This window comes from Paenibacillus dendritiformis (genome assembly GCF_015845845.1).
In the GTDB taxonomy this organism is placed as follows: Bacteria; Bacillota; Bacilli; order Paenibacillales; family Paenibacillaceae; genus Paenibacillus_B; species Paenibacillus_B dendritiformis_C.
In genome coordinates this window covers 1-22528 of sequence record NZ_LDIG01000237.1, presented here as the reverse complement: position 1 = coordinate 22528, position 22528 = coordinate 1, and the positions used below count along the sequence as shown (strand labels likewise).

21 protein-coding genes, 2 pseudogenes and 3 riboswitches are annotated in these 22528 nt (G+C 57.8%); of the genes and pseudogenes, 13 read left to right on the top strand and 10 right to left on the bottom strand.

Annotated elements, in window-relative coordinates:
• Positions 1 to 8: 8 nt before the first annotated feature.
• Positions 9 to 662, bottom strand: a complete 654-nt coding sequence (locus tag ABD76_RS23565) for an anthrax toxin lethal factor-related metalloendopeptidase (RefSeq protein ID WP_197259465.1) — start codon at positions 660 to 662, stop codon at positions 9 to 11.
• Positions 663 to 762: 100 nt separating this feature from the next.
• A riboswitch (cyclic di-GMP riboswitch) is annotated at positions 763 to 850 on the bottom strand.
• A gap of 104 nt (positions 851 to 954) precedes the next feature.
• Positions 955 to 1044, bottom strand: a riboswitch (cyclic di-GMP riboswitch).
• A gap of 242 nt (positions 1045 to 1286) precedes the next feature.
• Here ABD76_RS23565 and menA point away from each other — a divergent pair.
• Positions 1287 to 2240 carry a 1,4-dihydroxy-2-naphthoate polyprenyltransferase gene (gene menA / locus ABD76_RS23560; protein ID WP_197259464.1) on the top strand — a complete coding sequence of 318 codons (954 nt, stop codon included), beginning with the start codon at positions 1287 to 1289 and terminating at the stop codon, positions 2238 to 2240.
• 128 nt (positions 2241 to 2368) lie between these two features.
• Here the strand turns inward: menA and ABD76_RS23555 are convergent, their stop codons facing one another.
• The 4 genes and pseudogenes from ABD76_RS23555 to ABD76_RS23540 form a co-directional block, all read right to left on the bottom strand.
• Entirely contained in the window at positions 2369 to 2500 is a 132-nt protein-coding gene (locus tag ABD76_RS23555) for a DUF4023 domain-containing protein (protein ID WP_006676166.1), read from the bottom strand.
• Positions 2501 to 2601: 101 nt separating this feature from the next.
• Positions 2602 to 2934, bottom strand: a pseudogene (locus tag ABD76_RS23550) (GNAT family N-acetyltransferase); the annotation flags it as partial.
• A 446-nt stretch (positions 2935 to 3380) separates the two neighbouring features.
• On the bottom strand, positions 3381 to 3746 hold the full coding sequence (locus ABD76_RS30540) for a serine hydrolase (protein WP_338125187.1): 366 nt from the start codon (positions 3744 to 3746) through the stop codon (positions 3381 to 3383).
• Positions 3747 to 3803: 57 nt separating this feature from the next.
• The gene (locus tag ABD76_RS23540; RefSeq protein ID WP_197259463.1) at positions 3804 to 4274 is read right to left on the bottom strand and encodes a GyrI-like domain-containing protein; all 471 of its coding nucleotides are present in this window, start codon (positions 4272 to 4274) and stop codon (positions 3804 to 3806) included.
• Positions 4275 to 4376: 102 nt separating this feature from the next.
• Here ABD76_RS23540 and ABD76_RS30535 point away from each other — a divergent pair, with 102 nt between their 5' ends.
• On the top strand, positions 4377 to 5084 hold the full coding sequence (locus ABD76_RS30535) for a GyrI-like domain-containing protein (RefSeq protein WP_206765783.1): 708 nt from the start codon (positions 4377 to 4379) through the stop codon (positions 5082 to 5084).
• Positions 5085 to 5148: 64 nt separating this feature from the next.
• Here ABD76_RS30535 and ABD76_RS23530 read toward each other — a convergent pair whose 3' ends face one another.
• The 4 genes from ABD76_RS23530 to ABD76_RS23515 are packed head-to-tail and all read right to left on the bottom strand — an operon-like array spanning position 5149 to position 8888.
• Positions 5149 to 5937 (bottom strand): energy-coupling factor transporter transmembrane component T family protein, encoded by a 789-nt coding sequence (locus tag ABD76_RS23530; RefSeq protein ID WP_197259461.1) that lies wholly within the window; start codon positions 5935 to 5937, stop codon positions 5149 to 5151.
• A complete protein-coding gene (locus tag ABD76_RS23525; RefSeq protein ID WP_197259460.1) occupies positions 5903 to 7690 on the bottom strand; it encodes an ABC transporter ATP-binding protein in 1788 nt (595 codons plus the stop codon). The genes ABD76_RS23530 and ABD76_RS23525 overlap by 35 nt, the downstream gene beginning before the upstream one ends.
• Positions 7687 to 8259 carry an ECF transporter S component gene (locus tag ABD76_RS23520; RefSeq protein WP_006676176.1) on the bottom strand — a complete coding sequence of 191 codons (573 nt, stop codon included), beginning with the start codon at positions 8257 to 8259 and terminating at the stop codon, positions 7687 to 7689. The genes ABD76_RS23525 and ABD76_RS23520 overlap by 4 nt, the downstream gene beginning before the upstream one ends.
• A gap of 32 nt (positions 8260 to 8291) precedes the next feature.
• Positions 8292 to 8888 (bottom strand): YkoF family thiamine/hydroxymethylpyrimidine-binding protein, encoded by a 597-nt coding sequence (locus ABD76_RS23515; protein ID WP_133383674.1) that lies wholly within the window; start codon positions 8886 to 8888, stop codon positions 8292 to 8294.
• A gap of 129 nt (positions 8889 to 9017) precedes the next feature.
• Positions 9018 to 9125, bottom strand: a riboswitch (TPP riboswitch).
• A 172-nt stretch (positions 9126 to 9297) separates the two neighbouring features.
• Between ABD76_RS23515 and ABD76_RS29895 the strand changes: the two are divergent.
• The 10 genes and pseudogenes from ABD76_RS29895 to ABD76_RS23470 all read left to right on the top strand — a co-directional run.
• A pseudogene (locus ABD76_RS29895) lies at positions 9298 to 10071 on the top strand (serine/threonine protein kinase); the annotation flags it as partial.
• Positions 10072 to 10570: 499 nt separating this feature from the next.
• Positions 10571 to 11038 carry a helix-turn-helix transcriptional regulator gene (locus ABD76_RS30530; RefSeq protein WP_338125190.1) on the top strand — a complete coding sequence of 156 codons (468 nt, stop codon included), beginning with the start codon at positions 10571 to 10573 and terminating at the stop codon, positions 11036 to 11038.
• Between the two features lie 335 nt (positions 11039 to 11373).
• Entirely contained in the window at positions 11374 to 12054 is a 681-nt protein-coding gene (locus tag ABD76_RS23505) for a GNAT family N-acetyltransferase (protein WP_242069763.1), read from the top strand.
• 28 nt (positions 12055 to 12082) lie between these two features.
• Entirely contained in the window at positions 12083 to 12778 is a 696-nt protein-coding gene (locus ABD76_RS23500; protein ID WP_275100859.1) for a response regulator transcription factor, read from the top strand.
• A gap of 1 nt (position 12779) precedes the next feature.
• Positions 12780 to 13721: a sensor histidine kinase gene (locus ABD76_RS23495; RefSeq protein WP_206765782.1), complete on the top strand. Its 942-nt coding sequence runs from the start codon at positions 12780 to 12782 to the stop codon at positions 13719 to 13721.
• Positions 13722 to 13864: 143 nt separating this feature from the next.
• Positions 13865 to 14788, top strand: a complete 924-nt coding sequence (locus tag ABD76_RS23490) for an ABC transporter ATP-binding protein (RefSeq protein ID WP_197259458.1) — start codon at positions 13865 to 13867, stop codon at positions 14786 to 14788.
• 16 nt (positions 14789 to 14804) lie between these two features.
• Entirely contained in the window at positions 14805 to 15479 is a 675-nt protein-coding gene (locus tag ABD76_RS23485; protein WP_242069762.1) for an ABC transporter permease, read from the top strand.
• A 228-nt stretch (positions 15480 to 15707) separates the two neighbouring features.
• Positions 15708 to 16667: an AAA family ATPase gene (locus ABD76_RS23480; RefSeq protein WP_197259456.1), complete on the top strand. Its 960-nt coding sequence runs from the start codon at positions 15708 to 15710 to the stop codon at positions 16665 to 16667.
• Between the two features lie 5 nt (positions 16668 to 16672).
• Positions 16673 to 17791, top strand: a complete 1119-nt coding sequence (locus ABD76_RS23475; RefSeq protein ID WP_197259455.1) for a DUF58 domain-containing protein — start codon at positions 16673 to 16675, stop codon at positions 17789 to 17791.
• Positions 17781 to 19328 carry a DUF4129 domain-containing protein gene (locus tag ABD76_RS23470; protein WP_197259454.1) on the top strand — a complete coding sequence of 516 codons (1548 nt, stop codon included), beginning with the start codon at positions 17781 to 17783 and terminating at the stop codon, positions 19326 to 19328. The genes ABD76_RS23475 and ABD76_RS23470 overlap by 11 nt, the downstream gene beginning before the upstream one ends.
• Positions 19329 to 19796: 468 nt before the next feature.
• Here the strand turns inward: ABD76_RS23470 and ABD76_RS23465 are convergent, their stop codons facing one another.
• Entirely contained in the window at positions 19797 to 20999 is a 1203-nt protein-coding gene (locus ABD76_RS23465) for an MGDG synthase family glycosyltransferase (protein ID WP_197259453.1), read from the bottom strand.
• A gap of 332 nt (positions 21000 to 21331) precedes the next feature.
• Between ABD76_RS23465 and ABD76_RS23460 the strand changes: the two genes are divergently transcribed.
• Positions 21332 to 22498, top strand: coding sequence for an IS4 family transposase (locus tag ABD76_RS23460; RefSeq protein ID WP_242069761.1), 1167 nt, complete (start codon positions 21332 to 21334; stop codon positions 22496 to 22498).
• Positions 22499 to 22528: the final 30 nt, after the last annotated feature.

Here is a 22528-nt window from a genome sequence, read left to right as displayed (position 1 = left end):
TGTGTCTGTTATGGATTGGCGAACAGCTTGTCCATAAATTCATAGGTGAGCGGAGTCGTCTTTTTGAGCTCTTCCCGCGTGGCGTCGCTGTATACATACAAGCTGGCGGTCTCCGCAAAGTATTCGGTCGGATGGACCGACACGTAGCCGTCCCCGTTATAATTGACATTCGCTTCCTGATTGAAAATGTTCTTGAATTCCTCGGTGCCGCTGATTTCATTGAAGACGATACGGTCCACCGCATGCATGGTCTCGTGAATTTCCAGATTGAACGAATTGTGTCCCTGGCCCTTATTGCTGTAACCGATGCGGGCGGCGACAATGCGCTCGCTGACGCCGGGAACATCGTCCCATGTCATGCCGGTGCCTTCCCAGCCTCGCGGCGTAACGCCCTTCAAATAGCTTAACTCCGGTTCGTTCGTAATGATGTCGTTCGTCAGCTTGATTTTGACGCCCTTGTCATACAACTGGTTCAAAATGCGGGCGGGAATCTTGGCCAGCCGTTCCTTCATGGCTTCGGCTTCCTTGACATTATAATCGCTGCTTGGCAGCACGACTAATTTATCGATAATGGCATCCTCGGCGTGAACCGGATAGACCGGCACCGTGAACAAGATAGCGGCCAATACAAGCAGGCCCAATAGACGCTTGTCCCATTTCATCGCAATCTCTCCTCTGAAGCCCGGCGTCTCTGCTTACGCGATTCTTTCCATTCCATCCGGAGTGGCAGAGTTAATCGCGCAGTTCGGCGCTTGCTTCAATATTGGTAGCTGGCTGGCTGAGCGCTGGCGGCGCTGAAGCCCCTATAGCTTTGCGTCCCTGCTTTTCAACAGGTTTGCCTTTGTCAATACGGAGTTGACCGGTTGCTTCGCTGTCCATCCTAATGAAAAAGCCCCGCTTACCGAAGTAAGAAGGGCTTGGGAACGTTCGCGAAAGACACGTCAAGCTATCTCTATCGGTAACTGGCTGGCATAGCGAGTCATCCTCGCTGAAGCCCCTGTAGCTTTGCGTCGCCATCTTTCGATGGGTTTGCCTTTATCACTAGGATAGATATGCGATTGGAAGAAAAATCTAGTGATCTATCTATCTTTAGAGTAATATTGATAGAATAGCTTGTCAAGATGAATCGGCGTGGGGGACTTGGTTTCTACGGGCTTTTTTTACGGCTTTTTTGGGGATGCTAAGGAACTGGACTGGCCTTGGATCTGGTGGTAAAGTTTATGAGGAAAAGATACGAAACAGAAAGATGCCTCTACGGGTGCTGTACATGCAAAGGAGTATGAAACGTGACAATCAAAAGCTTTCTTAAGCTGGTTGAGATCCAGACCAAAACAGCCAGCATGATCCCCTTTTTTATCGGCAGTCTGTATGCCGTATTTCGGTTCCAATCCTTCGAATTCAGCCATTTCTTGCTGATGCTGGCCTCTCTGCTGTCCTTCGATATGGCGACTACGGCCATCAATAACTATTACGATTACAAAAAGGCGATCAAAACCCATGGCTACGGCTATGAGGTCCATAATGCGATTGTCCAATTCAAATTGAAGGAATCGACTGTCGTCGCCACCATTATAACGCTGCTCGCGATCGCGATAAGTGCGGGGGTTGTACTGTTCCTCCAGACCAGCCTGCTGATCCTGCTGTTGGGCGGATTATCGTTTTTGGTCGGCTTTTTGTACTCGCTTGGACCGGTACCGATCTCCCGCATGCCGCTCGGGGAATTGTTCTCGGGGTTGTTCATGGGGTTCGTCATCATTTTCATCTCCACCTATATTCATGTGGGAGATCACCAACTGGCAGCCTTATGGCTGGAAGACTGGCATGTCAAGATCGATATCAACATCATGGAAGTGCTGCTGGTGTTCCTGATTTCCATACCGGCGATTCTGTGCATTGCGAATATTATGCTGGCCAATAATATTTGCGACATGGAAGACGATGTGGAAAATAAGCGTTATACGCTGCCGGTTTATATCGGCAAGCCGAATGCGCTGGCCCTGTTCCGCATCATCTATTACGCTTCCTATCTGGACCTTATCGTCCTGTTCTTCTTGAAGGTCAACCCGATTATTCTGCTGCTTGTCCTGTGCACGCTGATACCGGTGCAGCGCAATATCCGCGCTTTCCAGCAGAAGCAGACCAAGGAGCATACCTTCGTCTTGGCTGTCAAAAATTTCATCATCACGAATGTGGCTCGTATTGCCGCTCTGGGCGCAGCGATTTTGCTCAACCTGATATAGCCGTTTTTTATTTTTTGCCGCAATGCATCATCCCCCTGCTCTCGCATGACAGGCAGAGCAAGGGGGATGAATAGGTTGTGATGGAATAAAGCGAGATACGGCCGTTCTCTCGCCCCTCGGCCTTTCCTCTACTTATTGGTGCTGTGCTGCTTGTTCGGCAGCTTGTTGCCCGGCGAGCCTTTGCCCTGCCGCTGCTGATTACGCTCCGCCTTCTCCTGCGTCTCCTTCAGCTTCTCGACATAATCATGCGTATTTTCCATAGTCGGCACCTCCTTAGGCTCTTACTATTGCCAACTCCAATGATTTCATTCCGATGGCCCAGAGGGCATAGATCAGGAGCTCATAACTCTGGATTGGCGGGTTATCCGCGGTTGCGGTACTCCTGCTCCAGGATGCTCATCATAATAGAATCATGATACGCATGATTGTAGTACAGGGCGTCGCGCTGCACGCCTTCCCGCTTGAAGCCCATTTTCTCGTAGACGTGAATGGCGCGTTCATTGAAAGCGAATACGTTCAATTCAATCCGATGGAGCTGCAAAATGCCGAAGGCGTATTCCAGCAGCAAACCGATGGCTTCGCTGCCGAACCCTCTGCCCTGATTCTCCGGGGCGTCAATCGCGATGCGCATGCTGGCGCTTCGGTTAATGCTGTCGATATTCTGCAGTTCAATATCCCCGATGACCTGATCGGATTAAGCTGGAAAAGGCGAAGTACGTCTGCCGGGAGATCAATCCGGACAACCGCCGGGAAATCTTCGTTCGTCTGGACGAGCGCGGTGAGGAGCATTTCGCCCGGGAGGAGGAACTCGAGCGAACCATTATCGACCGCTACTATTCCCAGCTCGATTTTGAAGAAGTCGTGGCATTGAAGAACATCGTCCTGAAGCTCAAAGGGATCGTAGAGAAGGAATGCAAGGGCGGGGCAGAGACGGATTGATTGCTTCATGCCGGAATTTGAGGGACATCCCCGCCCTGCTCGGCGGCCAGGAAGACCCCGCTCATTCCTCCCTGTTCTTCCAACTTGCGGAACAATTGTTCTAACCGCTCCCGTTTCGTCTCCATATATCCGCACTCCCCTTTTTCCATAAGTATCCTCGGAAACCATCAACGATTGATTGAACTTAATTATTAAGATTGCTTAATAATTAGACAAAGGAGAGCCCTTCCTCTCCTTCTCATAGCCCAGCTTGCCCTCCTCTGCGAGCACCATGATTCCCGCCGCCGTGAACGGCTTCGACAGCGAGGCCAAATCAAAGGCCGATCCCGTCGTCAACCGCCGGCCCGTCGCCAGGTCGGCCTCCCCAAAGGCCCTTTGATAAATAATCGAGAGCCGCAAAGAATTTTTCCTTGGCTTCGGCGGCATTCCGATCGACCGGATCGATGAGGGAATCCGCCGCCTGAGCGAGGTCTGGCTGGTAGATTGACAGGAACGGGCACGGCTGAAGGCGGGCTGCGTCGCAGCCTGGCTGAGCGGCTCCAGTGCGGCCGGCTTACCGGCGGGCACCGGAGCCTCACGGGCAGGAGGGAAGGCCTCCCCTTCCTTCGCCTCCCTCAAGGAGCCCTAGGATTGGAGGGGGATATAGATCTCGAACTCGTTCGTTTCCCGCTCCGGATCGGCAATGGCGGGATGATAGCGTTGATCATAGATTTCGAGACCGAGCACGGCAACGTTTTTTTCATAGCCTTCCTTCCTTATCCAGTCAAAGCACCGCATATAGAAATCGGACACTTGGGTCATGGGACCTGTGAAGGTGAAGCGGGCGTACCGTTGCGTCGGTATCGTAAGACCGATCATTCCATCGGGCAGTTGACCCTGATCAGACACCTCCACACCGATATAATACGTAAAGTCCGTCGGGCGGTCATGGCTAGCCGCGACAAATTGGCGGGGATGGATCCGGTTTTCAATCTCTTGCACGCGTTCCGCGAACTCTCGCCACAGACCCGGAATCGCATGCGCGGCCGAAAAAGGGCCCGTCCATCCCATTCCCGCTATTTTGAACTCCTCTTTGGTCACAATACTTCCTGTCATCGTTCATACTCCTTCCCGGCTTGATCATTTTTTCTTTCTCCTTTACGCTAGCAGTAAACTTGGTCAAAAACTGTCATAGTTCAAAAAAATTGATGGCAGGGGATGGACGTGGCAAAAAGCAGGCGGTTAATCGAACTGATGATGAAACTGAATTCGAAAAAAAGGTATACGGTGCAGGAACTGGCGGATGAGTTCGGCGTGTCTTATCGCACGATGTGGCGCTATCTGCAGGAGTTAAGCGCCATGGGGCTGCCTTTATACTCCGAGAGCGGGATGCATGGCGGGTATCAGGTGCTGCCGGAACGGAAAGTTCCCTCCATTCCGGTCGGGAAGCAAACAGAGGGGAGAGGGAAGATGATCAGTAAGCCTTCTTTCCTGGTTTCGGGATTTGAATTTACGGCTCCCTATACGGCGTTTGGCGAGGTGGAGGTTTTGGCGCCCAGGCTATGGCTTGAATTGCTGCGCCGCCAGGAGGAAATTCCATGCGTCAATTCCAGCATACGCCTCGGTCTCTCTCACAATCGGGACAAAGAGTTCACCTATTATGTCACCTTAGAGGTAGAACATGTTGAACCGATTCCCGAAGATTTTATTCAACTGCACATACCCGCGCGCATATATGCTCTTTTCACGCACTATGGCTCTTTAGAGCGGGCGCACGTTCATGCGACCTATCATTCCATTTACCGCTGGCTGGAGAAGAATGGGTATGAGCAGGATAGGGAGGCGCTTATTATCGAATCGTTTGATGAGCGCTTCGCGCCTTCCTCCCCCCATAATCAGTATGATATCTACATCCCGATCCGCTGAACGGCAAGCCGGCTGATGAGGGAAGGGCCGCCGCGCCCCTAGAAGCGGGTGCGCAGCGAAGCGATTACAATTCCCCCCGATAGAGCCTCACCGAGCCGATTTGCCAGGACAAGAGATAGCACCCGCAGATGCCCCCAACCAACAGCAGCAGGAGCAGCCAATCCTTCCAGGTCACCCGCAGGCGCACGTAATAGGGGCGCTCCCGCTTGCCGGTAAATCCTTTGGACAGCATGGCGACGGCGACGCGCTCCGACTTGCGGATGGCGGAGGCCAGCAGCGGGATGGCGTACCGCTTCATGGCGCGCAGCCGGCCCCGCCAGCCGCGTTCCCGTTCCACGCCGCGCATGCGGTGCGCATGCTGCAGAATCCGCAGCTCCTCCCGGAAGAAGGGGAGGAAGCGGTAGCCTGCCAGGATGCCGTATGCCCACTTCGGGGACAATCTGCACTGCTGCATCAGGCTCAGCATGAAGCGGACGGGGTCTGTCGTCAGAATGAAGAGCAGCGACAGCGCCGAGAAGATAAGCACCCGCAGCCCGAGCGAGAGCGCTTGTTGCAGCGCCGCCGCCGTTACCGAGAAGGCACCCCACTCCCATACCACGTCAGAAGACCCGTCCGCTCCTGCGCGCGGAAGCAATATCGCCGTCCATACATATCCGATACTCATGATCAGGAACGGAGCGAAGCCGAGCAGCCATTTCTTCCACGACACGCGGCCAAGCGCGAACGTCATCCCTGCGGTCCAGATTAGCGCCAGCAGCGGCGTTATCGGATCAAGGGTCAGCGACAACAGAATAACGGCAATGATGACCGCCAGGCCCTTAATGCTCGGATTCCAATCCTGCAAATTCAGCATGCTTCTCCCTCCTGCTCGTGATAAGTTCGGTCAGCCTGCCGGCTGCCGCGCAGCGGAGCGGGGGCAGCAGCTGGCAGTCCGCCGCCAACTCCGCATGGTCCGACCAGAGCGTGGCGGGCGGGCCGTCATAGGCGACACGTCCGTCCCGGAGGACAATGATGCGGTCCGCATACGCGTGCGCCAGCTCCATATCATGCGTAATCATGATGACCGCATCCCCCCGCCGGACCCGTTCCCCGAGCATGTCCATCAGCTCGCGGGTCGTATCGGCGTCCTGGCCATAGGTCGGCTCGTCCAGGATGAGCAGCCTCTGCGCATCGGTCAGCGCCGAAGCGACGCTGAGCCGCCGCTTCTGGCCTTGGCTGAGCGAGAACGGGCTCGCCTGGGCGGCATTCTCCAGCCGCAGGCGGCGCAGCGTTTCCTGAACCGCCTGCTCGATCGCGGCCGGCGCGATGCCCTGCACCCGCAACCCGAAGGCAAGCTCATCGGCGACCGTATCGGTAATGAATTGATGCTCCGGATTTTGGAAAACGTAGCCGATCCAGGTCCGGAGCTCCTTCTCCGTGTAGTCGCCGAGAGGTTTCCCCTGCAGCCGGACTGCTCCGGATTCCGGCTCGTTCAGCCCGGCCAGCAGCGAGGCGAGCGTCGATTTGCCCGCCCCGTTCGGCCCGGCGATAGCGACCCATTCTCCCGCGCGCAGCGTCAGCGAGATGCCGTCCGCCACCGAGCGGCCGCCGCGCCGGAAGCGCAAGCCTTCCGCTTCCAGCAGAAGGGCAGGCTTGCCGCCGGCGTGGTCTCCGGCAGGCCTGCTGCCGGACGGCGAAGGCGCGGTCAGCGCCTGCAGCGCGCGCTCCTGGCCCGCCTCGCTCCACCGGGCCAGCTCCGCGGCGAGGTCCGGCTCGGTCAGGACCGCAGCCAGCGCCGGCGGCTCTTCGCCCGGGACAAGCCGCCGCAGCTCGCGGTACAGCCGGAGCGGGCCCGGCAGCCATATGCCGGGCGCTTCCGGCACCGCGCCGGCATAATACGCGGCGGGCGGCCCGTCGTAAGCGATGGCGCCGGCGGCATCCATCACGAGCAGCCGGTCCGCCTGGCCGATCCACTCGTCGAGCTGATGCTCGATGACGAGCACGGCCAGACCGCGCGACCGGGCCAGATCGCGGACGAGCGCCGCGAACTGCCGGCGGGACGCCGGGTCAAGATTCGACGTCGGCTCGTCGAGCACGAGCAGGCGCGCCTCCATCGCGATGGCGCAGGCGAGCGCCAGCCGCTGCTTCATGCCGCCGGACAGCTCGTGAATCGGGGCCGCGCGCCAGGCGGCCAGGTCCACCGCGGCCAGCGCCCCGCTGATACGCCCGTCCATCTCCTCCCGCGGACAGCCGAGGTTCTCCAGACAGAAGGCGATCTCCTCCTCGACCCGCAGCAGACAGAATTGGCTCTCGAAGTCCTGGAACACGATGCCGGCCACCCAAGGGGCATCGCCCGCCGCCCGCTCGGCGACCGGCTTCCCGTACACGAGCACCCGGCCACGCACCTCGCTGTCGATGGCGTGCGGGTACAGCCCGGCCAGGCAGAGGGCAAGCGAACTCTTGCCGCAGCCGCTCGGCCCGAGCAGCAGCACCGTCTCGCCGTCACCGATGCGGACGTCGATGCCGGACAGGATCGGGTCCGCGCCCGCCTCGAGGGCGAGCGTCAGCCCCTCGGCCTCGATCGCCGCCACGCGCTCATTCACGCGGCTCTCATTCACGCGGCTCATGCGGCGCGGGTGCCTTCCTTCGCGATCGGATAGCTGCGCAGCACGCCGGTCCGCTTCAGCGACTGGGCGATCCCGTGGCCGAGCAGCCCCGCGATGAGCGCCCCGCTGACGCAGCGGACGGCTAGCATCGCGATGACGAGGCCGGCGGAGTACGCGCCGAAGCCGCTGCGGAAGTAACCCCACGCGAAGCTGAACAGGGCCGCCCCGACCCCTGCCAGCATCAGCGTCTTCAGGCTGTAGCTGCGGTAGCGGGTGGCAGCGAAGGCCGCTTCGGCACCCAGCCCTTGAATGAGGGCGGACACGATCAGGATCGGCCCGACGGCGTTGCCGATCAGCACCTCGACGACGCCGGCCACCGTCTCCGAGATGACGGCGGCACCCGGCTTGCGCAGAATCGTGGCGGCAATGATCGACACGATGAACCAGATGCCGAAGATGACCTCATAGCCCATTGGCCCCATGAAGCCGACCAGAACATTGCCCACCTGGAAGAACAGCAAATAAACAACGGCAAAGACGACAGACAGCGAGCTGAGCATGACGATATCTTTTAATTTCCAATGTCGCATCGGTATATGGCTCTCCCTTCCGCTTCCCGCGTTCATGACTTCCGGCTCGGGCTGTGCGCCGAAATATTCGCCGTCAGCACGATATGAGTGCTGTCGCTCTTCTTCGCCCGCTCGAAGGCGTGCTCCAGCGTGGCGAACACGTCATGCGCGTCGCCCTGCAGCCCGCTCGCATAATGCACCCCCTTGGTGAAGGTGCCTTCCTCCCGGGCAAGACCGATAATGTCATAGATGGTATCCATATAATCCGGCGTGCCGAGCGGGTAGAGCGAGAACTGCGCATCGGTCTGAACCGCGATGAGGCGGGAGCGCTCTTCATTCAGGCGATGGGCGTCCTCCGTCATGTAATAATCGGCCTCGCTATCGCCGGGGCATCCGATCGAGAAGGTGGCATTCAGCACGGTATGGACGCCGGACTGGGCGCAGTGGAGAAAGATCGACTTCACCACGTCGAAGACATGCTCCGACTTGCCGCGGACGCAGGTGCTTACCTCATCCGTCTTCGACCATACTTTGGACAGGTCCGTCGCCTTCAAGGCCCCGAGAATCAACTCCACGAACCGATCGCTCATCGGATAGAGCGAAAACCGGCAGCCGGCGATCTGGCCGGTGCCGCACATAGCTTTTTTCATTGCGAATTCCTCCCGTATCTGCGAATGATCGTAAAAAACAGCAAAAAACCGCACCTCCGGGAAGTGCGGTTCGCCATACGGAAGAACGGCTGCCATGAAGGAAAGCCTCCTTCGGCGAGCGCGAATCATCGTAATCTACCTACACTTCCCCACGCTAGTATTATCTAGTTCGGGTTATAAGGGTTAACAGCGATCCGCCGTCTCTCAGCCTGCAAGCAAGCACCCCTAGTGTTCACGAATATGCGGTTGGCATTGCCTCTTTTACGCTTCCCATTATACCGGGACCGGCCCGAATGTAAAGACTCTTTTCGAGTAAACTACTTTTTCATCGTTCCTCTCGGCGATCTTTCGTTATAATGAAAAGAAGAAATTTAATCGCTTGGAATCGAGAGAATTCGAGGGAATCTCCATGAATGCAATGACGAACGGCCTCACCCTTCCCGGATATGAAGTGGACAAAATCATATATGAAGATCCCTTCCTGTACGTCTGTTACGCCTATGCGCTGAAGCAGGAACGGCCTGCCCTGCTCAAGGTGGTGAAGGAAGGCAGCCGCACCATCATCGAGAACGCGAAGCTGCTGCATGAATACGAAGGCACCGCTCGCGTACATATCGACGGCATCCTGCGGCCGGTCGCGGTCGTGCCGCATGGCCACGCCCTGATTCTGGAGTATGAGCCGGTGAACGGGGTAACCTTGCGGCGCTACTTCGAGATGCAATCCGTATCGTGCAACGAGTTCCTGGAGCTCGGCATCGGCATGTGCCGGATGATCGAGGCGCTCCACCAGCAGCAGGTGCTCCATCTCAATCTCAAGCCCGATACGATCCTCGTGCAAATGGTGACGAAGCGAATCTATGTGACCGGCTTCGGGTATGCCTTGTTCTTGCAGCAGGGCGAGGGGCAGCCGATGAAGCGCCCTCTGCTGGAGGGCAATCCGATCTATATGTCACCGGAGCAGACCGGGCGCATGAGCTGCGACCTCGGCCCGTATTCGGATCTGTACTCCCTGGGCGTGACCTGGTATGAGCTGCTGGCAGGAGAGCTGCCGTTCGAGGCGGACAACGCGCTTGTCTGGTCGCATGCGCATATGGCGCGGCGCCCCGTGCCGTTAACCGAACGGAGGCCGGAACTGCCGCCGGAACTGGCGGAGATCGTGATGAGGCTGCTGGAGAAGGACCCGGAAGCGCGCTATCCGGATGCGCGCACGTTGCGCGTCGCGCTCGAGGAATGCCTGGAGGGGCGGCGGAACCGCCACGCATTGGATCTGCCGGAGGGAACGTTGCGGGATCAGACTGCGCCAGCGCGGCAGCTATCGGTGACAGCGCTCTACCCTGACGATCCGGGGCCTATCCTGCCGCACCCTGCGCTTGGCCAGGCCGGTGACGCTCCGTTATTCGGCTTGACCGGACCGTTGGCGGGGGACGACAGCGGCGGCTATCCGCAGACGCTGGATCTGGCGGCGGTCGTCCAGTCATCCCACAGCTTCGCGGAGGGCTGGGAGGGACGGGGACTGGCGGAGAAGCTGCTCGCCACGATTGTGATGCAGGCCGGAGCGGGGCAGGGGCATCTCATCGTCCTGCGCCAGGGCGAGCCCTACGTGGAAGCGGCGATAGATCCGGATAGGGACGGGATAAGCGGCTGTGGCGAATTCCGGCCCTGTCCGCTGAGCGAGTGCGGCGATGTGCCGGAGGAGCTTATCCGTGCTGCGCTTCAATCGGGCGAGCCGATGCTGCTGCGCACCGAGACCGAGAGGCGCTCCGGCGGGCCGGATCAGCATGGGCCGGCGACACGCCCGCCCGAAGCGGCGCAAGGCCGTCCGGCCTCGGTGCTGGTGCTGCCGATTCGGCTGCACGAGCAGGTGCGAGGCTGCCTGTATCTGGTCAATGGACGGACGCGGCACGCCTTCGTCCCGGGAGGAGCTGCAGCGGCTGGCGAAGGTGGAGGAACTGACCGCCCGCGAGCGGGAAGTGCTCAGCCTGCTGGCCCGCAGCCTGTCGAACAAGGAGATTGCCGAAGAACTGCTGGTGTCGGCCGAGACGGTGAAGGCCCATATCAAAAACCTGTTCAAGAAGCTCGGGGTCGATCGCCGCATGAAAGCCGTCTCCGTAGCGAAGACGCTCGGTTGGCTGGATGAGCGGGGGCCGTAGCGCAAGTCTGATAAAATCCCTCTTAACGCAGGCTGCATGTGGAAGCGACGGGATCGCTATGAGCGCCCGAACTGTTCCATACCGCCCACAATTTGTTTGTCCAGATCGGACTGTAAGCGGCCATCAGGGAATCCTGGCGGCTTGTTGCTCGTTCCGGAACACGGAACGGCGCCGTCTCGGGGGTTGGGCGAATCCGTTCGAGCCGCACCGGCAACAATTGACGCGGCTCCCCCGGCGCAGTACGATGACAGGAGAAGCTCCGGCGCCGCAAGCCGGCGGAGGAGCCATATTCGAAGATTCGGGGTGGAACTATTTGTAGTGCCAAGCTGTTGCTCTTGGAACGCAAGCATATGGAAGCCGCGGCCGCGGTCATGGCCGAAGGCTTCAAGGAAGACGGATTGTATGTGCATTTGCTGCCCGATCCGTCCACCCGCGTGGAAGTGTTGAAGCTGTTTTTCCGACATTATATCGAATTGCTGTATGATTACGGCGGATTGTATGCGACATCCGAGAAGATGGAGGCCGTCGCGCTCATCTTCCGCTCGGAGAGGATGAGAGCCTCTTGGGCTTCCCGCTTGAGATATGCATGGGGCGTTGCCCGGGCCGTCGCGAAGTCGCTGCGCATGTGCCGTTACATCAGTCCCGCCCGCTTCCTGCGCGGCTTGTCGGGCCTGCGCAGCATGAGTTCGGCCTGGCTGGCCTCATTGGGCGACCAGCCTTATCTGCATCTCGATATGCTCGTGGTACAGCCGCAATACCGGGGCCAGGGCTGGGTGCGGAAGATGGTGTCCCCGCTGCTGGCTGAATGCCGCGAACAGGGAATCGCCTGTACCCTGGAGACGCAAAATCCGCGCAATGTCGGGCTGTATGAGCATTACGGCTTCACGGTCGTGGATACGATCCGGCTGCGGAACAGCGACCTGAAGCAGTATTGCATGGTCTGCCTGCCTGGGACGGCGGCTTGGCAGAACGGTAATCCAGGGCATCCGGCAGCCACGCCGCAACGCAAGCCGTAACGCAACACAACAGTGAAGGTGTGAGATGATGAAGCAGCATATTTTGCTGATTGAAGACGATCCCGGCATCGTGGAGATGGTGGGCGATCATTTGACGAAGGAAGGGTTCGCCGTCACGGCGGCGGGCAATGGGGAGGAAGGCCTGACCCTCTTCGGCCAGCGTTCCTATGATATCGTCATCGTGGATCTGATGATGCCGAAGCTCGACGGCTTCGAAGTGATCAAGCGGATGCGGGAGCGAAGCTCGGTTCCGATCCTGATCATGTCGGCGAAGGACGGCGACGTGGACAAAGCGTTGGGGCTTGGCTTCGGCGCAGATGATTATGTGGCCAAGCCGTTCTCCTTGATCGAGCTGTCGGCCCGGGTGAAGGCGTCTATCCGGCGCGCCACCGAATATGCGCGGCCGGCCGAACCTGAGGAGCGCGTTATCACTTATGGCCCGCTCAGCCTGTATGTAGACGGCTACCGCGCCACCAAGCAGGATCGGGAGATTAAGCTGACCTCGACCGAGTTCGAGCTGCTGAAGCTATTCATGACGAATCCGAACCGGGTATTTACGAAGGCCCAGATCTACGGCTTCGTCTGGGGTGACGACTATTTGGGCGACGAGAATGTCATTAATGTCCATATCCGCCGATTGCGGGAGAAGATTGAAGACGATCCTTCCCATCCGGTCTATATTACGACCCTATGGGGCATCGGTTACAAGTGGGAAGGGAAGTAAGATGATCATCCATCTCGTGTACGGCGCACTGATTGCCATTCTGCTCCTTCTCCTCTTGCTGCAGTGGCGGGCGCGGCGGGTTCGAAGCGCCAAGCTCGCTTATATCCATTCGAAGCTGCATCTCATATTGACCGAGCCGACACGCGAGAAGCTGCTGGTCGTCACGAGCGATCCCGAGCTGCGGCCGATTCTGATTGAGATCAACCGCCTCTTGAGCGAGAATCAGAAAGTAACGGCCCAATACAACCGCACGGAGCAGTCGATTCGCCGCATGCTGTCGAACATTTCCCATGATCTGAAGACGCCGCTAACCGTCATCCTTGGTTATATCGAGACGCTGAGCCTGGATCCCGATATGCCTGCGGAAGAGCGGCAGCGCTTCTTGGAACGTGTGAATGAGAAGCTGCACGATGTGCTGAAGCTGATCCGCACCTTCTTCGATCTGGCGAAGCTGGAGTCGGGAGACAAGGAGCTGCCGCTGACCCGGCTGGATATCAATGAGGCATGCCGGAAGAGCATGCTTCAGTTCTATGATACGCTGACTTCGCGAGGCTTCGAGGTGGATATCGGAATCCCGGAGACACCGATGTATGCGCACGCGAACGAAGAGGCCCTGGAACGCATTCTGAACAATCTTATCTCGAACGCCATCCATCATGGCGGCGACGGCCAGGCGATCGGCATCCGGACCCGCGAGGAGGAAGGCTTCATTTTGATCGATGTGTGGGACAGAGGCAAAGGCATTCAGGAGCTGCATCGCGATCGGGTATTTGAACGGATGTATACGATGGAGGATTCACGGAACAAATCATTCGAAGGCAGCGGGCTCGGCCTGACGATTACGAAGCGGCTCGTGGAGCATATGGGCGGCACCATTCATCTGGACAGCAAGCCGTATGAGAAGACCGTCTTCACGATTCGGCTGCGCGCTCTCACCTATTGATCTTAGCCTGCGGACAGACCGGAACGGCTGTCTGCGGGCTATGTGCCGTTTCTTAAGAAACTCGTAAGAATCAGGAAAGAAAAAAGAGAATTTCAGATTATACGATGGAAGCATGAGGCACATGAGCGAAGGGAGTTATTGCGATGACCTATGCATTGCGAACCTATCGGGTCACGAAAAGTTATCAAGGCAATGAAGTCGTGTCGGAAGTCAGCATGAATATCCGGCGGGGGGAAATCTACGGATTTCTCGGGCCGAACGGCGCCGGCAAGACGACCTTGATGAAAATGATGACGAATCTGGTCAAGCCGACCAGCGGCGAGATCGAAATTCTCGGGCAGAAGCTGACGGACACGTCCTATGAGCTGCTCGGACGGATGGGATCGATTATCGAATATCCGATCTTCTACGATAAGCTCACGGCGCGCGAGAATCTGGATTTGCACTGCGAATATATGGGCTACCATGACAAAAAGGCGATTGACGAGGCGCTGGAGCTGGTCAATCTGCGCGGCATCGACAAGAAAATGGTCAAGGACTTCTCCCTGGGGATGAAGCAGCGGCTCGGCATTGCCCGCGCCATCACGACGAAGCCGGAGCTGCTCCTGCTCGACGAGCCGATTAACGGACTCGATCCGATCGGCATCAAGGAGCTGCGGGATCTGTTCCGGATGCTGTCCCGCGAATACGGGATTACACTGCTCATTTCAAGCCATATGCTGGGGGAAATCGAGCAGATGGCCGATACGATCGGCGTCATCAATCACGGCAAGCTGCTCGCCGAGGTGTCGATGGCGGAAGTGAGGGAGCAGAACGCCGCCTATATCGAGATCGTCACGGCGAACAGCCAGCATGCGGTGTTCGTGCTGGAGAACAAGATGAAGCTCACGAACCTGCGGCTGATGAACGAGCAGGTCATACGGGTATATGACACGGATCTGCCGCAGAACGAGATTGCGAAGACGCTGATCATGAACGATGTCATTATCGAGTCGATTCATAAGAAAAACCACTCCCTGGAAGACTACTTCCTCAATTTATTGAACGGAGGCGGCATCCATGCGTAACTTGATGAGGATGGAAATGAAAAAATATAAGATCGGCGGCTACATCCGCGGAGCCGTCATCGCCAGCGCCATCATCCTCCTCTTCATGCTGTTCGTCAGCTTCGTGCAGAAGGTGGAGGAGGGCACTCCTGCCTTTACCAGCCTGCTTGAGGCATTCGACTTCGGCGTCACGATCGTGCGGGGGACCTTCATTGTGTTCGCGGCGGTGCTGCTCTCGCGCTTCGTCATCGAGGAATTCCGGAGCAAGTCGATTACGGTGCTGTTCATGTACCCCATCAGCCGTAAGAAGCTTATCGCGGCCAAGCTGGCGATTGTTGTCGTCTTCACGTTCTGCGCCATCATCCTGTCTACCCTGTTCGTGACAAGCGGCTATTATCTCCTGAACCGGTGGCTCGATCTGGTGCCCGGGGGCCTGCCGTTATCAGCGCTCGCCTCCCAAGGCTTGAAGGCCTTCATCAATGCGATCGCCGCCAGCGGCATGGGACTGATCCCGCTATTCTTCGGGATGCGGAAGCATTCGGTCTCGGCGACCATCGTCTCTTCGATTCTGATGATGGCGATTATCACCTCCAGCACCAACGGGTTCTCGCTGGGGTCGATTATCTTCATCCCTCTGACTTTGGCGGTCATTGGCGGATTGATCGCTTACTTCACTATCCGCAATATCGAGCATGTCGATGTGACGACATAAACCGGGAGGAACGCGACCAGGAGGCTGCGTTCCTCTTGGCCTATTCTCTCCACTGAACGACGGATGGCCAGGTCCATTCCTTCTCTTTCTCCCTTTCCATTTCCCTTAACCTCAGATCCCCTTTTCGCTTGCCCTTGCCGCTTCTGTTCAGGGTTAACCGTAGCCGAGTCTCCCAAAAAAGGGTAACATAGAAGCAGTAACCACGACGGAAACGAGGTGCTTCGATCTATGGACTTATCCCGTATTCATACGCTTGCCCAAGCTATTAAGCGCAATGTGCAGCAGGTTATCGTCGGCAAGGACGATACGCTGGACCGCATCTTCGTCGCCCTGTTCACTGGCGGCCACGTGCTGCTGGAGGACGTGCCGGGCACAGGCAAGACGCTGCTCGCCAAATCCATCGCCAAGTCGATCGACGGCACCTTCAAGCGCATTCAATTCACGCCAGATCTGCTGCCTACCGATCTGAGCGGAATGAACGTGTACAACCAGAAGCGGGGCGAATTCGAGTTCCGGCCGGGTCCGGTCTTCACCAACCTGCTGCTCGCTGACGAGATTAACCGGGCGACGCCGCGCACCCAGTCCAGCCTGCTGGAATGCATGGAAGAGCGTCAGGTCAGCATCGATGGCGTCACGATGCAGCTCGAAGAGCCGTTCATCGTGCTGGCGACGCAGAACCCGCTCGACAACTTCGGCACGTTCCCGCTGCCGGAGGCCCAGTTGGACCGCTTCATGCTGAAGCTGAAGCTTGGCTATCCGACGTTCGAGGAAGGACTGCGCATTCTCTCCCGCTTCCGCACCGAGGATCCAATACAGGAGCTTGCCCCGGTGGCGACGCGGGAGGATATCAAGGCGGCCCGCGCCGGATATACCCGGGTCCATGTGGACGATGCCATCCTCGAATATGTGCTCGGCATTGTCGAGCGGACGCGCAGCCACCCGGACATCGCGCTGGGCGCCAGCCCGCGGGCCAGTCAGGCGCTGCTTCGCGCTGTGCAGGCCTTTGCTGTCATCCACGGGCGGGATTACGTATCGCCGGATGATGTGAAGGCGATGGCCGCTCCGGTGCTGTCGCATCGCCTGCTCCTTCACCATGCGGCCGGATCGCGGGACGACAAAGCCGAATCCGTCCTGGCCCAGATCGTAAGTCAGGTGCCGGTTCCGGCAGAAGCCCGTGCGGCGGAGTAACGCCTATGCCGCTGCATTGGTTGATTGTGTTCCTCGGCCTTGCCCTGGCTGCGCAGGGCATGCTGTATAGACGCTGGGCGCTGCAGCGGGTCTCCTATACCCGCACATTTTCGAAGCAGAAGCTGTTCGCCGGCGAGACGGTGGAGATGACGGAAACGATCGGCAACGACAAGCTGCTGCCGCTGCCCTGGGTCCGGCTCGAGTCGATGCTTCCGAGCGCCCTTCGCTTCGGGAAGCAGCATAATCTGGAGATGGACGTCGGGGAACTCTCCCAGAACCATCGAAGCTTATTTGCATTGAAACCGTATACACGCGTGATTCGGCGTCATCAGATTACATGTGTGAAGCGGGGGATCTACCGGCTGGACAGCGTCACGATGACGGCGGGCGATCCGTTCGGCGTGTTCGATGCGGTGCGCCGGATTCCGCTGGGGCTGGAGCTGACCGTGTACCCGGCCCTCATCAGTCTGGATCAGCTTCCGCTGTCGACGAAGAGCTGGATTGGGGACATCCCTGTACGCCGCTGGATATTGGAGGATCCGTTCTGGAAATCTGGCGTCCGGTCGTACCGCCCGGGCGATACGCTCAAATCGGTGCATTGGAAGGCGACGGCCCGCACGAACAGTCTTCAAGTACACAAGTTCGATTATACGGCCGACCGCAAGCTGATGATTCTGGTCAACTTCGAGACATCGGACGGGATGTGGTCGAAGGTGACGATTCCGGAGCAGGTCGAGAAGGCGCTGTCTTATGCGGCTTCCATCGCTCATGCCACGGTGAAGCAGGGGATGGAGACGGGCGTCAGCTGCAACGGAAGCTTGCCCGGCCATACTAGAGGGACCGCGCTGACCTTTCCGCCCGGAGCGGGAACGCCGCATTTGCACCAGCTGTTCGAATGGATGGCGAAGCTGGAGCTGGAACTGACGATGACGTTCGCCACCTTCCTCGCGCAATGGGAGCCGGCAGGGGATACCGACTATATTATCGTGACGCCGCTTCCGCCTTCCCGTCAGGCCGAGGCGATCGCGAACCGGATGCGCATGCGGGGCAGCGCCGTGGAATGGCTCGTGCTGCCGAAGCCCGATATGAAGCCGCAGGAAGAGGAGGTGCGTCATGCTCAATAGCCGGGAAAAGGATTTGGAACGAAGCCGGAATCAGAGCGGGGAACTGAACCGTGAAAACAGCCGGGAATTGAACCGCGAAGGCAATCGGGAACGAAAGCGGGACTTCAATCGGGAAGACACCCGCGGTTGGTATTGGATTCGGGGGCGAGACTTCGGGATTTCGCTGCTGCGGGCGCTGCTCGATTATCTCATCCTGTTCCCGGTCCTGCTGCTGATCAGCGTGTATGCAGCGCCCGAAGAGGCCGGACCTCATCTGTGGTACGGACTATGGCCGGCCTGCGCGGCCGCGGGGACGGCGCTCCAGTCTGCGGCGCGCTTCAAGAGGCTTCGCCTCTGGCTGCTGCTGTTGTTCGTGGCCGGCAGTGCCGCGCTGGCAGCCGTAGTACCGCTTCGACTGCCGATGATAGCAGTGTATGCGGCCGGCTTTATCGTATTTGCAAGAGGGACGTCGGCTGTGGCGAGCCGGTCAGCGTTCGGAGATACCGTGCATTGGAACTGGGCGGCGCTCGGCATGTATTTTCTCGTATTTGCGCTCTCCTTTTTCCGCCCGGAGCTGCGTGCGCTTCAGCCACATCTAGCTACCGTCGGCGTGCTGTTCGTCTTCGGCACGCTGTGGCAGATGAACTGGGGGCAGCTGAACAAGGCGAATTACAGTGCAGAGGCCCGCGGCTCCGTTCCGGCTCAGGTGATCCGCCTCAATGCGTCCTATGTCATTCTGTTCTTCCTTGCGCTGGTGCTTATCGTCGCCTTCACCTTCGGGTCGGCGATGGACACGCTGATGGAGTGGACACGCACGCTGCTCGCCTGGCTATTCTCGGGGAGCGAGAATGTCGCCGTGGACGAGCCCCCGCCGCCGCAGGCCGCACCGCAGATGCCTCTATTCGGGGCCGATGCGAACGCCGAGCCGAGTTTGTTCTGGAAGCTGCTGGAGCGTGTCATTACCGTCGTCTTCTGGCTCGCCTTGGCTGTCGGGACGCTGGCCGCAGCCTGGCTCCTGCTGCGCTTCCTGATGAAAAAGCTGTTCCCGCAGGCCTGGGATGCGCTGCTGCGATTTTTGCGCAAGCGGGAAGCAGAGCCGGAGCCGGCCGACTATGTCGACGAACAATCCTCCACGTTCGAATGGGAGAAGCTTCGCCGCCGCGTCATGAAGCCGTGGGCGCAGACCGCGCGCCGCTGGCGCCGGGAGCGCTATGACGACCTGAAGACGAATCGCGAGCGTGTCCGCTTCCTGTACCGGGAGCGGCTGCGCCAGGCGATCGGGCAAGGATATGAGCCTGACCCGGGCCGCACGCCGAAGGAGACGATGGAGCATCTTCGGCAATGGGAGGAGCGGGGAGCGGAGGGCGGTCAAGGCGGCGAGAGCGAACTGGGCGACGGGTACAGAGGAGCCGTTGAGATCGAGTTGGTTGACGCCTACACCGGTTCCGTCGAGAGCGAGCTGGGCGATGCCTACACCGAGGCCCGGTACGGGAAGCGCGACATTCCGGATGAGACGGTGAACCGGCTTGTCCGTCAGATACGAGGCGTTGCGAAGTGAGGCATGTTTATAAAAGGGAGCCCTGGCGGCTCTCTTTTGATTGTAAAATTCCTGCTATTTTACATCATTTTTGGCGCGTTGAGGCTGAATTAAGGGAAATTCCTGCAAAATTACATTAATTCACTTCGAAAAGTGCCGGTCAAGCGATTATGGCGTGAAATTGGTGCACATTTGCAGGATTCCCTCGCATCCAGAAGGGCTCCTATGAGAAAACTGTAATTTTGCAGTATTTTTGGCGGGAAAACACGAATAGCACGCATCGCAAGCCAGGATATGGGAGGAAGCAGGCACCAGCGGACATCCGCCACACCAACATACACCAGCAGACCGTATCAGACACCAGAAGTAGCTAGTCCAACCTAGTCCCAACTACTCCACTCTCCTCCAACTAGCCCGCTCTGAACCGCCTCAACCCATGCAAAAAACCGTCAGGGCGAGCACCCTGACGGCCGTTTTTTACTTACCAGATTAGACGTAATTGCGGCGGAAGCGGAGTCTCGCCGTCTTGCGCGGCACGATCGGGTGCCGCTCCACCTGCAGAATCGCTTCCAGCACGCGGGCTTGCGTATGCTGGCGTTCCGCCTGGGCGCGGACGCTCATCCATTGCAGCGCTTCAGGGCGGGAAGCGAAGGACGATAGCTGGGATACGAGATCCTCCGGATCCTCGGCTTGGCAGGCCAGTCCCTTGCGGACCAGATAGCGGATGTTGTCCTGCTCTTGGCCCGGCAGCGGCTTGTAGACCAGAAGCGGCAGCCGCTGGACGACCGCCTCGGTCGTCGTCACCCCGCCCGGCTTCGTAATCAGCAGATCGGACATCGCCATATATTCGTGGACCGGCTGTACGTAGCCTTCGACCCGGATATGAAGCGGGGACGAGGCCGCCCATTCCTCAAGGTGGCGGCGCAGCCGCTCGTTCCGGCCGCAGATGACGATGAACTGAATGTCGGCCGCCCAGTCTGCTTCTTCCATAGCGCGGAAGAAATCGGGATCGAGCAGGCCGCAGCCGCCGCCCATCAGCAGCACGGTCATCCGATCCGGATCCAGGCCGTAGCGGCGGCGAAGCGCGACTTTGTCATAGTTTCCATAGAACTCCGGACGAACCGGAATGCCGGACACCTCGATCCGGCAGGCGGGAATGCCTTGTCCGGCCAGCTTGGCCCGGGCTTCCTCCGAGCCGACCAGATAACGGTCGGTATGGGGGTGAATCCAGAAGCTGTGATCGGTATGGTCGGTGATGACCGTTACCAGGCCGCATTGCACAGCTCCGCGCTCCTTCAGGCGGGATACCGCCGCGCTCGCCGCCGGGAACGTGCTGACGATAATTGTCGGCTGCACCTCGCGAATCAGCTTGATGAGCGGACGCAGACTCGTCAGCGGCACATTTTTAATCAGCTGGGAGAAACGATGATCCCGGCGTGTCATCTCGAACAGAAAGCCGTACATATTCGGGAACATTTTCAACCATTGCACGAAGCAGTACGAACCGACCGTGTGCAGATGCGGCGACACCTGTTCCAAGTAATCGACGACATGCACTTCCGCTTCCTGCGGGTACCAGGTGCGCGCCGCTTCCCGAATCGCGTGAGCCGCTTGCAGATGGCCGTGGCCGAGCGATCCTGCGAGAACGAGCACCTTCTCCTTCGGCTGTTTACCGTAACCCCGATCATACATGTTTCCTAACATCTCCCTTTATTTATAACTTCACCATCTCTGGCTACTACTTCTCTCTGAATTTGTTACTCTAATCGTATCCGAAAAGGGACGGACTGGAAATGGACTGGAGTGCGGTTGTGATCCTAGACCTTTGGCGGGTCTTGGACCTGGCTATAATGCATACAAGCTCCATCATAGAATAAGAATGATGAGAAAAGGTTGAAAATTTATAATATTTTCAAATGAAATCATCAGAGGGACCGCTAGTCAGCCCGCTTCATACTATTATACAAGATCACACCTGTTGATTAACCACAAAATGGTAGAAAAAAAGCCGCACACCCGGTAAAATGTTTGTACGCCTACAAACTCAACCGAAGAAAGGTGGCGACTCCATGAAAAAGTCTACCACGATCCTGTCCATCCTTCAATCCGTTTTGCCTGCAGAAGAAATCGATTCTGCAATCGAACTCGCCGGCTATAAAGACAAGGCCCGCAAGTTTACCGTCCATCATTTGCTACAATATTGGGCGATGGCTGCCTCTGAACAATGGGATAGCTACCGTTCAGGTGTGGTTCATGCAGCAGCCAGCGGCTTGCTTCCTGTCCATTATTCCAGTTTTTCCGGAAAGGCAGCTGAGGTTCCCTTTGCTGTATTCAAGGAGCTCCTACACCGGCTCATCCAAACCTGTAATCGTCAAACGACCCGAAAGCTGGCCTTTCCTAAAGAATTGCTTTTGATTGACTCGACGACCGTAACGGTAGGAAAAACTCGCTTGCCCTGGGCCCCTTACCATGGTGAGCGTTCGGGCATTAAGCTACATGTTTCTTTGCAAGCCCAATGCGACTCCCCTCTAAACGTGGTCGAAACGGTTGGTTCGAAACATGATGGTCCGCTCTGTGAAAGCTTAACCCATTTGGATTACATTATGGTTATGGACCGGGCTTACGGGAAGCTCGAACGATTAGATCGTTTCAAAGAAGAAGGTCAATCCTTTGTCGTTCGACTGCGTGATAACGTTCATCTTGAAAAACCACGTGCTCTACGCCGGCAAAAAGAGCCTAACAGCCCGGTCATCCGGGACATTACGTGCCAACTTGGAACAGAGCAATGTCGATCCAAGAAGCGGCATCGCGTCGTTACCTTCCAAGATTTCGATGGCCGAGAACTCCGCGTCGTTACCGATCTCATGCAAGTGACCCCAGAAGAAATCGCACAGATGTATAAAGCCCGGTGGCAAATCGAGGTTTTCTTTCGCTGGATCAAGCAGCACTTGAATATCCCTACTTTGTTCGGGACAACTGAAAATGCCGTGTACGGGCAGCTGTTTGTAGCTCTCATCGTTTACGTGTTACTCAAATGGTTATTTGATACCACTCAAGGGGTCGTATCTAGGCATCAAAAGCTGTCCTTTATTCACTTTGCACGTCTATTTAGGCTAAATTCCCTTCCTCCCGAATGGCTCGTTAAGATGCAGAGGATAAGAGAAAAATTCAGCCCTGCCGGGCTTGTTTGAGTTACACAATTTGGTTAATCAACATGTCTG

Bases quoted from the DNA above. Each gene is read 5' to 3' on its own strand.
- ABD76_RS23460 (WP_242069761.1), top strand. From the start codon at position 21,332: ATGTTTGTACGCCTACAAACTCAACCGAAGAAAGGTGGCGACTCCATG.
- ABD76_RS30530 (WP_338125190.1), top strand. From the start codon at position 10,571: ATGTGCCGGAGGAGCTTATCCGTGCTGCGCTTCAATCGGGCGAGCCGA.
- ABD76_RS23475 (WP_197259455.1), top strand. From the start codon at position 16,673: ATGCCGCTGCATTGGTTGATTGTGTTCCTCGGCCTTGCCCTGGCTGCG.
- ABD76_RS23530 (WP_197259461.1), bottom strand. From the start codon at position 5,937: ATGCTGAATTTGCAGGATTGGAATCCGAGCATTAAGGGCCTGGCGGTC.
- ABD76_RS23470 (WP_197259454.1), top strand. From the start codon at position 17,781: ATGCTCAATAGCCGGGAAAAGGATTTGGAACGAAGCCGGAATCAGAGC.
- ABD76_RS23515 (WP_133383674.1), bottom strand. From the start codon at position 8,888: ATGAAAAAAGCTATGTGCGGCACCGGCCAGATCGCCGGCTGCCGGTTT.
- ABD76_RS23500 (WP_275100859.1), top strand. From the start codon at position 12,083: ATGAAGCAGCATATTTTGCTGATTGAAGACGATCCCGGCATCGTGGAG.
- ABD76_RS23555 (WP_006676166.1), bottom strand. From the start codon at position 2,500: ATGGAAAATACGCATGATTATGTCGAGAAGCTGAAGGAGACGCAGGAG.
- ABD76_RS23495 (WP_206765782.1), top strand. From the start codon at position 12,780: ATGATCATCCATCTCGTGTACGGCGCACTGATTGCCATTCTGCTCCTT.
- ABD76_RS23485 (WP_242069762.1), top strand. From the start codon at position 14,805: ATGAAAAAATATAAGATCGGCGGCTACATCCGCGGAGCCGTCATCGCC.
- ABD76_RS23465 (WP_197259453.1), bottom strand. From the start codon at position 20,999: ATGTATGATCGGGGTTACGGTAAACAGCCGAAGGAGAAGGTGCTCGTT.
- ABD76_RS23480 (WP_197259456.1), top strand. From the start codon at position 15,708: ATGGACTTATCCCGTATTCATACGCTTGCCCAAGCTATTAAGCGCAAT.
- ABD76_RS23525 (WP_197259460.1), bottom strand. From the start codon at position 7,690: ATGAGCCGCGTGAATGAGAGCCGCGTGAATGAGCGCGTGGCGGCGATC.
- ABD76_RS23520 (WP_006676176.1), bottom strand. From the start codon at position 8,259: ATGCGACATTGGAAATTAAAAGATATCGTCATGCTCAGCTCGCTGTCT.
- ABD76_RS30535 (WP_206765783.1), top strand. From the start codon at position 4,377: ATGGACGTGGCAAAAAGCAGGCGGTTAATCGAACTGATGATGAAACTG.
- ABD76_RS23490 (WP_197259458.1), top strand. From the start codon at position 13,865: ATGACCTATGCATTGCGAACCTATCGGGTCACGAAAAGTTATCAAGGC.
- ABD76_RS23540 (WP_197259463.1), bottom strand. From the start codon at position 4,274: ATGACAGGAAGTATTGTGACCAAAGAGGAGTTCAAAATAGCGGGAATG.
- ABD76_RS23565 (WP_197259465.1), bottom strand. From the start codon at position 662: ATGAAATGGGACAAGCGTCTATTGGGCCTGCTTGTATTGGCCGCTATC.